Raw genomic sequence first — 12,368 nt, 5'->3', positions numbered from 1 at the left:
TTTTTTTATACTATTTTGTTTTTAAAACAAGTCGGTTTACATTGGGCCACCTTGATCGTCTCCGCCATTATCATTAGCGTTGATGTCCTTTTTCTTTTTAGGTTGTTCTACCTTCTCTCCCTGCTTAAATCTATAGGTTAATGATAGGGCAAACTGTCTTGGCTGCCATTGCATGTAAGAATCCCTTGTAAAATCAGTACCATAAGTAGTGGATCTCATCGCTCTTGTATTAAAGATATCCTGAATATTGAAACCAATGGTTCCGTTGCCGTTCCAAATTGTTTTAGAAGCTCCAAAGCTTATTGCATACATATCTTTTCTATCTTGGCTTTGTGTTTTCTGAGCTCCTCTGTAAAAACCTTGAAGCTGGAAATTAAATGTTTTATCTACTTTGAAAGTAGAAGTAAGTCTTGCTCTTGTAGAGAAACCACTTCCATCAAAAGACATTGGCTTGTCCATTGTTTTAGAATCAAAGTAAGTACCGGTTGTTTTATATCCAAATAAATCGACATTACCCATGAACTTCAGCCATTTTGTAGCATCCCAGTTAAAATTCAAATCTAAACCGTAACGATCATCATTGCCAAGATTAATTGGTTTTGTATGGAAGGTAGTAATGTCATTGGTATCAACGGTTTTAAATACTAACATTTTAACATCATCACTAGAATGTCTGTAGTATAGAGTTGGGTTAATTGTAAAATTCTTTTTTGAAATGCTATATCCAAATTCATATGAATCTACATACGAAGGATTTAGGTCAATATTTCCATCGAAAATATTCTGATTATCATTATAGCTTGGATTCGGAATCATAAAAAATGAACGTGGGCGGTCAATTCTTCTTGAGTAGTTCACCAAAAATTGATTGTCCTTTGCAATCTCATAACTTAAGAATACACTTGGAAAAAGGTTGTTGTAATTTTTAGTCGTTTTTTGAGCGCCACCAGCAAGATTTAAATAATCAATATCTACCTTAGAAATTTCATCTCTTAATCCCAGTTGATATCCCAGTTTTCCAATCTTGCTTTTAAATTGAAGGTAAAATGCATTAAACATCTCTTTATAAACAGCATTATAGGAGTAATCTTCAAGATATGAAAACAGAGGATGTGTTGCTGTGCTTTCCATAACCATATTATTATAGTTATTTCTGTTAACATCTATTCTATAACCCGCTTCTATTTTGGAGTTTTCTCCAATAGGCAACTCATAATCTGCTTTCCCTATAAAAGATTTGTTGAGTGTTTTTTGTGCCACTAAATCTTGTAATTGAAAGATTCCATTATTGGTGTCAGATATATCTGTATCATTGTTGGATCGGTTTCTCTGTAAGCTTGCTGATAAGGAAAGGTTTTGACCTTTGTCATCAAATTTATGATCTAATCCAAAATCTCCCTGAAAAGCAAGATTATTACCATTTGCAGTGTTTAATCTTTGTCTGAAACCCGTTGTATTATTACTAAAATAGTCATAATAAGTAACATTTCCATTGCTTTGGTTATCAAAAGTTCTTACCGTTCCAGAAGCATTTATAGAGGTCTTATCGTTGATGTCATATGTTACACCAGCAGAAGCATTATAATTATCATTCTTACTTTTTGTGATGGATTCGTTATCAATCTGTTGTGTTGTACCACTATTGAAGAATGAATTATTTCGATTTGTATTTTTGGATTCACGATATCCACCACCGCCATTTAGAAACCAATTGAATTTTCCTTTTCTCCAACTTAAATTGGTATTAAGATTGGTTTGTGGAAGGTATCCCAAAGTCCCAACTACGCTACCATTAAAACCGGTTTTCTTACTTTTCTTTAAAATAATATTTAAAATACCTGCTGTACCACTAGCTTCAAATTTAGAAGAAGGATTGGTGATCACTTCAATTCTATCAATCTGATCGGCCGGGATACTTTGTAATGCGTTAGCGCCATCGTCGATACCTAACAATGCTGAAGGCTTCCCATTAATTAAAAATTTTACATTTGAACTCCCTCTCATAGAAACAGTACCATCAGTTTCTACAGATACGGAAGGAACATTAGATAGTACATCTTGAAGGTTTCCTCCTTTACTTACAATATCTTGAGAAGGGTCGTAAGTTCTTTTGTCTAATTCTACTTTATATGGTTTAGCCTGGACCGTAATGGTTACTCCCTGTATATCCTGAGTTTTCAGGTTGGTTGCACTTTTTTCTGGTTCAATAGCTAAAGCTCCGATGTTTCCTGCAGCTGTAATTTGTTTGTTGATTACATTTTTTTTGTAATCAATAGCTTCAACAGTGATATCGTAATTCCCTGGAGTAAGATCAAGCTTATATTGGCCCTTCTCATCAGTAAGAGCGGCGTCACTGAATAATTTATTTTGTTTATTGCTAAATGTAACTGAAGCATAAGGGACAGCTTGATTATTTTTGTTGACAATAGTTCCTGAAATACCTACCTTTTCCTGGCCAAAAGCGAATGCTGCTGCCGAAAGTACAAAAGTAAGCCCTAAGGTTTTTTTTGTGAAAATGTTAAAAATTTCCGTCTGATTCATAAGGTATTTTTTGTGTAAAATCGTGAAAGGATGACTCCTAATATTGCGAAATTATTAATGAATTAAATTTCAGAATATTACGATTGATTTATTATTTATAATGAATATGTCGATTTTAAGAGCTAAATGTTAATTGTGAGATTGTTAAAATAAAGTTAAACTTTGGTTTTATTTTATATTTTTTGAATTTAGCCAGTTCTGATAAGCCTTTGCATTGATAGCATGCTCTTCTGCGCTTGCTGTAAATTTGTGATAACCAAATCTGGCAGGATCGGCACACATGAATATATAGTTGTTGTTTTCTGCATTAAGTACTGCATCCACCGAGTTTTTATCGACAACACATATTGGTCCTGGAGGGATGCCTGCATTCGCATATGTATTATAAGGTGATGGAGTAGAAAGATATTTATAGAAAACCCTTTTAATAGGATCTTTAAAATTCGTTTGTTTATTGATAGCATAAATCACTGTAGGATCAGATTGTAATTTCATTCCCTTTCTATATCGGTTTAAGTATAATCCTGCAATAGTTTTCATTTCATCTTTTTTTCCTCCGGATTCTTTATATACAATTGAAGCTAAGGCGTAGATCTGATCTCTTGTTAATCCAGATTGTTGTTCTTTACCTTTTCTTTCGCTCGTCCAAAAAGCATTATATTGATCTTCGAATCTTGTAAAAAAGTCTTTTGGGCTCACCGTCCAGAAAAAATTATAGGAATCAATAAAGAAATACTTTTTAAGATCTTCAGCATCTTTATATCCTTTTTCTGTCGCAATTGTATTAAGCTCTTTCACAAACGTCAATGAATCCAATTCGGTTTTTTTCGTAACCTTACCAATCATTTGGTACATATCTCCAAAATCTCCTATCCTGAATGTATTCTCCGTCTGATTTCCTGCTTTAATCATATTAATAATATTCGTATTGCCGGTTCCTTTTTGGATGTGATAACGCCCAGGTTTAAAACGTTGGGCAAGATCCTTATCTTTTGCCACGGTTTCAAATGATTCTTTATTCTGTATATATGGAGCAATAGAATCTAAGACCTGTTTAAAACTTGCCCCATGGGGAATTAAAACATAACCTTCCTTTTCTACGTTATTGCCGTAATATGTATTATAAAATCTTAACCCAAAAAATCCCGCAACTACTACAATAAGTAGGACGATAATGAGAATAGTTTTTTTCATTATTAAATAATTGATTAAAAGTTTTCTGTTTTTAAACTAGGTCAACCTTTCCTCTAAAAACTTGCTTTGCGGGCCCTTCCAGCCAAATGTTTTGGAAAGAATTTCCCTCTTTTTCAGCATAAACCTTTAGATTTCCACCCAAAGTTTTAACTTTTACAGAGATTAGATTGTTTTTTTGTAGAAAAGTTAAAGCCGATGCTGTAACTCCTGTTCCGCAGCTGAAAGTTTCATCCTCAACGCCTCGTTCATAGGTTCTTACGAAAATTTCATCATCAGTGATCTTTTCAACAAAATTCACATTGATTCCTTTTTCTTTATAATTTTTTGAATTCCTGATGCCATTTCCTTCTGCAAAAACGTTGTAGGTAACAAGATCTTCAACATACTTTACATAATGTGGTGACCCCGTGTTCATTACTGTAGCTTCTCCATCATTGGAAATAGTATTCACATCGATCATTTTTAATTTGACAATTCCATTATGAATTTCAGCATCATGTTCTCCATCTATAGCGATAAATTTGCATTTGTTTTCAAAGATATCCAGGAAAAAAGCAAAGGCAACCAGGCATCTTCCCCCGTTTCCACACATGGTACTTTCTCCACCATCGGAATTATAATATACCATTTTGAAATCATACTTTTCATCATTCTCTAATAGAATAAGGCCATCTGCACCAATTCCAAAGCGTCTGTCACAAAGCTTTTCAATGATCTGCTTATCCTTTGGAAACTGTAAATCACGGTTATCTACCATTACAAAATCGTTTCCTGTACCCTGATATTTATAAAATTCCATACTTTCTTTCTCTAAAAATAAACATGCAAAATTACTATATTAAAATAAAAAACGAGCAGTGTTTGCTGCTCGTTTTTGTTATTTAGAATAATTATCTTCTGAATCCACTTCCACTGGATCTGTTGGAATTATCTTGTGGCTGAGGATTAGTTTGTGTATTAGTTGGTGTAGTGTTTCTAAATCCACTGCCACTGTTTGTATTGGTGTTGCTGGAATTATTGTTTCTGAACCCACTGTTGTTATTTTGAGGGCGTTGTGTATTTTGCTGTGGAGCATTTCTGTAGCCACTTCCCTGGTTATTTTTATTGCTGTTTGAATTTGAGTTTCTAAAACCGCTATTGCTGTTATTATTATTGTATCTATTGTTATTATTGTAATTACTATTGCTGTAATTGCTATTATTAGTAGATGTATTTTGCAGACCATAATTAGGTCTTTGTGAAGTAACTGTTCTTCTTTCTACATATACTTTTCTTCTGTTATTATTATTTCCATAGTAATAATAAGGAGCACCGTTATCATAATAATAGTTTACATCATTTCTATAGTAATACCCGTCATTGCCGTAGTATCCACCACTTCCATAATACCCGGACGGAGCATAGTAATTTCCGTTGTTATAATATGGATCTCCATAACCACTATTAGCATATCCATCAGAATAGGCTAAACAAGATGTTAAACTAACGATAGTGAAAAAACTAAATGTTATTTTTAATAAATTTTTCATGACTTTATTTTACTTTTTTCTTTAAAACTTTTTTTCCAATTGACGTATCCTATGATCGCCATTATAGTAAATACCAAATATTGAACCGAAGTGATTCCTAGACCCTTAAAAATCATCATTGGCATGCAAATAAAATCTCCGATAATCCAGAAGATCCAGTTCTCAATGCGTTGTTTGGCCATAAACCACATTCCAACTAAAAATATAGATGTGGTTAAAACATCAAGCCAATTTGCCCAATCCAAATGATATAATCCCAAATTTGCCCCTTTCATAGAAAAATGATTATCTATATAAGGTTTATAATAATATATGATGGTAACTAATAACAAACTAACAATAAAAAGTATGCTGGCAAATATCCACTCTTTTTTTGTAGCCCATGAAACCTGTACATGAATGTTATCATCAGAATTTTTAGCCCATAGTATCCATCCGTATACACTCATTGCAGTATAATATACATTAATCATACAATCGCCCAGCAATCCGAAGTTGAAAAGTATATAAACATAAATTAAGGTAGAAATAATACCTGTTGGATATACCCAAATGTTTTTTTTGATCGAGAAATAAACGCTGAGAATACCAAAGAATGTGCCCATGGCTTCAAGCATAATTTGTAAAGCAGTATAGTATTCATACGGTTTTACAAAAAGATCATATAGATTCATGTGTTCAAAAATAAGGAAAAATTCATTATAATCGAAAAATGAGTTGAATGGTATGCTAATCAGTTTTTTATGTTCTTAAATATAAATTTAATAATGAAAGTTTATCAATAATTGTTAGTATTTGTAAATTTTTTATACTTTCGTAAATCTTAAATAAACAATAAAATATGTCTAAAATTTGGGTTAAAAAACCAATGAGCGCTTATGAAGCTGATATTAAAAAAAGCGAGCTGAAACGCGTTTTGGGAAAATGGAGCCTTACTGCTATTGGAATTGGAGCAATTATCGGAGGTGGGATTTTTGTACTTACAGGAACCGGAGCGTATTATAATGCAGGACCTGCATTAGCTCTTTCTTTTGTAATTGCGGGGATTGCGTGTGTGTTTGCTGCTCTATGTTATGCAGAATTTGCTTCCATACTCCCTGTAGAAGGTTCGGCTTATGCTTATGCTTACGGAACAGTAGGTGAGATCTTCGCCTGGATAATAGGGTGGGGACTAATTCTGGAATATGCGATGGGATCTATGACGGTCGCCGTATCCTGGTCAGGATATTTCGGAAAACTACTCAAAATGTTCGGATTGCATTTACCAGCTTGGCTTACCACGGATCCACAAACATATTGGGCTGCCGGAAATTCAGGCTTTTCAATGAATTTACCCGCATTTTTGATCGTATTATTTGTTATATCAATTTTAGTTAGAGGAACAAAAGGAGCTGCTAAGGCAAATAACTTTATTGTAATCCTTAAAGTTTCGGCTATTATTTTTGTAATTATTGCCGGAGTTTTCTTTATTAATACAGCAAACTGGACACCTTTTATTCCTGAAGCAACAACGATCACAGAAAATGGAGTTTCCCATTCTGCCTATGGTTTTGGTGGGGTCGTAGCCGGAGCTTCAGCTATTTTCTTTGCATATGTAGGATTCGATGCCGTTTCTACACAGGCAGGGGAGGCGATTAATCCTAAAAAGGATGTACCTTTTGCTATTATTACTTCATTAATAATTTGTACGCTTTTATATATATTGGTGTCATTGGTATTAACAGGAATGATGCATTATACAGATTTTAACCCTCTTGGGAAATATCCTGATGCAATTAAAGCTCCTGTAGCTTATGCTTTTGATATTGCAGGACAAGCTTGGGCTGGTTATATCATTACAATTGCAGCAACGATAGGTTTAATTTCCGTATTAATGGTAATGATCATGGGGCAATCAAGAATCTTTTTAGGAATGTCTAAAGATGGATTGATCCCTGCTACATTTTCAAAGGTAAATCCTAAAACAGGAGTTCCTACGAAAAATCTACTTATTTTGGGTGTTGTAATTTCTGTTATTGCTTCTTTAACACCTATTAATGATTTAGCACACATGACAAGTTTCGGAACTTTGTTCGCATTTACAATGGTTTGTGTTGCAGTTTGGGTATTAAGAGTTAAAGAACCAAATTTACAGAGAAACTTTAAAGTTCCTGCTTTACCTTTAATTGCTTGCTTAGGTATTTTAATTAATGTGTATTTGATTTTCAATTTAAGTAGAGAAGCTAAAATGTATTCTTTTGCCTGGTTGATTATTGGTTTCATTATTTATTTCTTGTACAGTAAAAGAAATTCTAAGCTCCAAAATGGAGGTTATGGTGAAACTTTTAAAGCTGAACAGGAGCCTTTGGAAAAACCAAATACAGATTTATAAAAAAAATAAAAGTTAAAAAATCCACAGGAAGCTGTGGATTTTTTATTTTTGTCTACTATGAAAAAGATTTTACCATTTTTACTTTTCTTTTTAGGAATATTTTCATTCTCTCAGGAAGTTAGCTTTGAGACTGTTTTTAATGACAAAATTAGCATTAGAGCCATTGAAATATGGGACAATAAAGTCTGGTATAGTGGAACAGATTCTAAATTTGGTTTTGTAGATCTAAAGAATCCTCAAGATCAAAAACAAATTAAATTGTCTGAAGGAAGATTGCAGTTCCGTACACTGGGACAAAATAAAAATCATTTTTATGCCATCAATATCGAAAGTCCGGCTCTCTTTTTTGAAATTGATAAAAAAGACCTGAAATCGAAAACGGTATTTAAAGACACGGTGAAAACAGCATTTTATGATGCTCTGCATTTTGTTAATGATAACTTAGCCTACAGCTTCAGTGATTCTGATGCTAATGATAACTTAAAATTAGCAATTCTAAAAAATGGAGAATGGAGCTCATTTAAAAATGATGTCATTTTAAATAAAGGAGAAGCGGCCTTTGCTGCCAGTAATACTAATATCGCTTCTAATAAAAAATATCTATGGATTGCTACAGGAGGAAAGGCTTCCAGGATTATCAGATTAAATTTTAAGACAGAAAAATTTGAAATTTTTAATACTCCTTTTATTCAGGGAGAATCTTCACAAGGAATGTATTCTATAGACTTTTATGATGATCAGTTTGGAATTGCAGTAGGTGGAGATTATACCAAGCAGGCTGATAACATCAATAATATTGCTACTACAGGTGACGGTGGGAAAACATGGCAGATTCAAGCTTCCGGAGCTAATGCAGGTTATACAACATGTGTCAAAATAAGACCAGGTTCAAAAGGGAAAGAAATAATAGCAGTAGGTGATCAACATATCAGTTATTCTTCGGATTTTGGAAAAACTTGGAAGAAAATTTCTGATGAAAAAAATCTATATGTCTGTGAATGGATCGATTCTAATTCTATAGTTTTTGCTGGAAAAGACAGGATTGCGGTACTGAAATTAAAATTTTAAATTTTTAGTATAGACTATATCTCTGTTAATACTACCATTTATCTTATTCTTCACTCTACCTTTGAATAAAATTTGCATGAGAAACCTTAAAATATTTGTTCTTCTCATTTTTCCAGCTTTATTATTCAGTCAAAAGATAAGAGTTTTTATTTTAGCAGGTCAATCCAATATGAATGGATTTGGCTATAATAAAGATCTTCCTGATGATTTAAAAAGTTTTAAAGAGGTATACATTTTTCAGGGAAACTCAGTGCCGGACGGAGATTTGAATGGTGGAATAGGAAAATGGGAAGTTTTAAAGCCAGGAAATGGAACAGGATTTAAGACAGATGGAAGAATAAATATACTTTCAGATAGATTTGGTTTAGAACTTTCTCTGGCAAAAAGGCTAAAAGAGCTTTTTCCGAATGATAAAATTGCTTTAATAAAGTATGCAAGAGAGGGAACATCCATTGATAGTCTTGCTAAAGGAGATTTTGGATGTTGGGATTCTGATTTTCATGGGAAGAACGGAATTAATCAGTATGATAATTTTCTGAAAACAGTTAAAAATGCTTTTTCGGAAACTGATATTGATGGAAATGGTAAGAAAGATGAAATTGTTCCTTCAGGTATTCTATGGATGCAGGGAGAAGGAGATGCAGGTTATAGTGAGGAAATAGCTGATCATTATTATGATCATTTAAAAATATTAATGAATCAAATAAGAGCCACATTACGGACCGACGATCTACCCGTTGTCATTGGAAAAATTTCTGATTCAGGAAAAGATAAAACAGGAAAAGTATGGCCTACAGGCGAATTGGTACAATATGCCCAGGAGAAGTTTGTGAAAAATAATAAGAATTCAGCGATTGTGCGGTCTACTGGAAAATATAATTATGGAAATGATCCATGGCATTACGATAGTGCAGGATATATTGATCTGGGGAAAAGCTTTGCTGAAGAGGTATTTAGACTCATTATAAATTTCGAAAATAAACCCTAATATAATTCATGATTTATAATTCATAAGTTATAGCTAATTTTGCAGAATGAAATTCTTTTGTATTTCATTCGATTTATAAAATTTAAAATTTTTAAATGAATTCTTTAATTGATAAATATAATATTCCGGGACCACGTTATACCTCTTATCCTACTGTTCCATATTGGGATGAGAGTACATTTTCTCCTGAGAAATGGAAAGAAAGTGTGGTAAGATCTTTTCATGAGAGTAACTCTGATGAAGGAATTTCTATTTATATTCATTTGCCATTTTGTGAAGCCTTATGTACTTTTTGTGCTTGCCATAAACGTATTACAAAACAACATAGCGTTGAAACACCTTATCTTGAAAGTGTTTTAAAAGAATGGAAGCTTTATCTTGAGCTTTTTGAAGAAAAACCGAAATTAAAAGAACTTCATTTAGGTGGTGGAACGCCAACTTTTTTCTCTCCTAAAAATTTAAAAACATTATTAGAAGGGATTTTTGATACTGTTGAGATCGCGGAACATCCTGAATTTTCTTTTGAAGGACATCCCAATAACACAACAAGAGAGCATCTTCAGACTTTGTATGATTTAGGTTTTAGAAGAGTAAGTTTTGGAGTGCAGGATTACGATCCAAAAGTTCAGAAAGCCATCAACAGAATTCAACCTTTCGAAAAAGTAAAAGAGGTAACTGAGCTGGCTAGAGAAATTGGTTACGGAGGAATAAGTCATGATCTTGTTTTTGGACTTCCACACCAGCACTGGGATGCGATGGAGCATACGATTCGTAAAACATTAGAACTAAAACCTGACAGATTAGCTTTTTATTCATATGCTCATGTTCCATGGATCAAAGGGGTAGGGCAGAGAGGTTTTGATGAAAATGACCTACCAAGTGGAGAGGAAAAAAGACGTCTATATGAGGATGGTAAGAGCCTTTTGGAGGAATTAGGTTATATTGAGGTTGGGATGGATCATTTCGCTTTAGAACATGATGATCTGTATCAGTCTTTGATTCAGAAGAAGCTGCATAGGAATTTTATGGGGTATACTTCAAGCAAAACGCAATTAATGGTTGGGCTCGGTATGTCATCAATTTCAGATTCATGGTATGCATTTGCTCAGAATGTAAAAACAGTTGAAGAGTATCAGAAAATAGTTGAAGAAGGAGAAATTCCTGTAGTAAAAGGACATATTTTAAATCATGAAGATTTAATAGTAAGAAGGCATATTTTAAATTTAATGTGTCAGCTTGAAACAACATGGGATATTCAGAATTCTTTTCCTGAATTGGAAAATGCTTTGGAAATGCTGAAGGAAATGGAAAGAGATGATCTGGTTGAAATTCATGATAATCAAATAAAAATTACAGAAAAAGGAAGGGCTTTTACAAGAAATGTAGCGATGGTCTTTGATCTTAGGATGATGCGGAATAAACCTGAAACCAGGATTTTTTCTATGACAATCTAAAAAATGAGGAGGAAGCTTCTTTTTGTAATCATTTATTTATATGCACTTGTATTTAGTGTTTTAAAAACGATTAGATTGCCAAATAATTGGTCCGAAGCACATTGGGTGATGGATTATAAATTTGGTTTTATTAAAAGAGGGCTTGCAGGAGAGCTTTTTAGTTTCTTTTTAGAAAAAACTGAACAAAATATACTATTCATCTCTGTTTTTATATTGATAATTCTGTATGCGTCACTATTATTTATTGCATACAGAGAGACTGTTAGAAGTAAAGAGGGTATTGAGACTGTATTGTTTTATGTAATTTTCTTTTTGTCTCAATATATCATATTTACAGCACATCTTATCGGGTACCTTGATCATTTAATCTTTTTGCTGACAATACTTGTTATCTGGCTTCTCAAATCGAGAAAAGTTTTACTCCCATCAGTACTTGTTTCAATAAGTATCCTGATACATGAAATTTCATTTTTCTTAATGGTTCCTATCTGTTGTTTCGCATTGATTATTAGTGAGATTGATGAGAATGGATTTTCAATAAAAGATATTCTGGCCAGGGGAATGGTAAAGAAAATTTTAATATTTTTAATATTACCTTTAATCACCACGTTTGGGGTGTCTATATATCAGGAAATTCTTGGAACAACTGATCATAGTCAAATATTTAATTATTTGGAGCACTTTCAGTTTATGGATAAAAAAGCTGCTGATTCGGTTGCATCTGCTTATACTGTAAAGTTCACAGAGTATTTCAGTGAAGAAAGTCCACACTTTTTTCAGAGAATATTTGTTTCAAAGGGTTCAGTTTTCTTTGGTATTCCCATTCTTTTTATGATGTACCTTGTTTACAGGCGATTCAAAAGAATAAATATCTACCTCCTGTTATTATTGGCCGTCATTGTTCTGTTTCCTTTATGTCTTCATGCTATCGCCTGGGATACCTATAGAATATGGTCTTTTCCCTTTATGATTTTGTTTTTAGGTTTTTGGATATTAAATTCTAAAATAACTTCAAGATCTGATGCCAGTGAAAAAATGTTTTTAATAGAAATAATTTTTGCCGTTATTTCAATTCTATTCGTATCATTAGTTCCAAATAACCTGCTTGACAATGAGGTTGAAAGATTTTCATTGTTAGAAAGGCTTGTTATTCTTTTACCACTACTGATTATATGGTTTTATTATTATAAAAAAGCCCCAATAAAAATATATTGAGGCTCTCA

Annotated in this window: 10 protein-coding genes; 5 read left to right on the top strand and 5 right to left on the bottom strand. The window is 33.0% G+C overall.

The window, feature by feature from the left end:
- Positions 1 to 36: 36 nt before the first annotated feature.
- The 5 genes from J7E44_RS21195 to pnuC all read right to left on the bottom strand — a co-directional run bounded on the left by J7E44_RS21195 (position 37) and on the right by pnuC (position 5,938).
- Positions 37 to 2,541 carry a TonB-dependent receptor domain-containing protein gene (locus tag J7E44_RS21195; RefSeq protein WP_214833376.1) on the bottom strand — a complete coding sequence of 835 codons (2,505 nt, stop codon included), beginning with the start codon at positions 2,539 to 2,541 and terminating at the stop codon, positions 37 to 39.
- Positions 2,542 to 2,709: 168 nt separating this feature from the next.
- Positions 2,710 to 3,735: an endolytic transglycosylase MltG gene (mltG, locus tag J7E44_RS21190; RefSeq protein WP_214833373.1), complete on the bottom strand. Its 1,026-nt coding sequence runs from the start codon at positions 3,733 to 3,735 to the stop codon at positions 2,710 to 2,712.
- Between the two features lie 31 nt (positions 3,736 to 3,766).
- Positions 3,767 to 4,534, bottom strand: a complete 768-nt coding sequence (gene dapF, locus J7E44_RS21185; protein WP_214833370.1) for a diaminopimelate epimerase — start codon at positions 4,532 to 4,534, stop codon at positions 3,767 to 3,769.
- 91 nt (positions 4,535 to 4,625) lie between these two features.
- Positions 4,626 to 5,264, bottom strand: coding sequence for a hypothetical protein (locus J7E44_RS21180; protein ID WP_214833367.1), 639 nt, complete (start codon positions 5,262 to 5,264; stop codon positions 4,626 to 4,628).
- Entirely contained in the window at positions 5,261 to 5,938 is a 678-nt protein-coding gene (gene pnuC / locus J7E44_RS21175; RefSeq protein ID WP_214833364.1) for a nicotinamide riboside transporter PnuC, read from the bottom strand. The genes J7E44_RS21180 and pnuC overlap by 4 nt, the downstream gene beginning before the upstream one ends.
- A gap of 167 nt (positions 5,939 to 6,105) precedes the next feature.
- Between pnuC and J7E44_RS21170 the strand changes: the two genes are divergently transcribed.
- The 5 genes from J7E44_RS21170 (at position 6,106) to J7E44_RS21150 (ending at position 12,360) form a co-directional block, all read left to right on the top strand.
- Positions 6,106 to 7,635 (top strand): APC family permease, encoded by a 1,530-nt coding sequence (locus J7E44_RS21170; protein WP_214833361.1) that lies wholly within the window; start codon positions 6,106 to 6,108, stop codon positions 7,633 to 7,635.
- Between the two features lie 57 nt (positions 7,636 to 7,692).
- Positions 7,693 to 8,703 (top strand): WD40/YVTN/BNR-like repeat-containing protein, encoded by a 1,011-nt coding sequence (locus tag J7E44_RS21165; protein WP_214833358.1) that lies wholly within the window; start codon positions 7,693 to 7,695, stop codon positions 8,701 to 8,703.
- A 76-nt stretch (positions 8,704 to 8,779) separates the two neighbouring features.
- Positions 8,780 to 9,691 (top strand): sialate O-acetylesterase, encoded by a 912-nt coding sequence (locus J7E44_RS21160; protein WP_214833355.1) that lies wholly within the window; start codon positions 8,780 to 8,782, stop codon positions 9,689 to 9,691.
- 95 nt (positions 9,692 to 9,786) lie between these two features.
- Entirely contained in the window at positions 9,787 to 11,145 is a 1,359-nt protein-coding gene (gene hemN / locus J7E44_RS21155; protein ID WP_214833353.1) for an oxygen-independent coproporphyrinogen III oxidase, read from the top strand.
- A 75-nt stretch (positions 11,146 to 11,220) separates the two neighbouring features.
- Positions 11,221 to 12,360, top strand: a complete 1,140-nt coding sequence (locus J7E44_RS21150) for a hypothetical protein (RefSeq protein WP_214833351.1) — start codon at positions 11,221 to 11,223, stop codon at positions 12,358 to 12,360.
- Positions 12,361 to 12,368: the final 8 nt, after the last annotated feature.

The sequence above is a fragment of the Chryseobacterium sp. ISL-6 genome, assembly GCF_018613715.1.
In the GTDB taxonomy this organism is placed as follows: Bacteria; Bacteroidota; Bacteroidia; order Flavobacteriales; family Weeksellaceae; genus Chryseobacterium; species Chryseobacterium paludis.
Note: the sequence above shows the minus strand (reverse complement) of the source record. Positions and strands in the feature narration are given on the sequence as shown.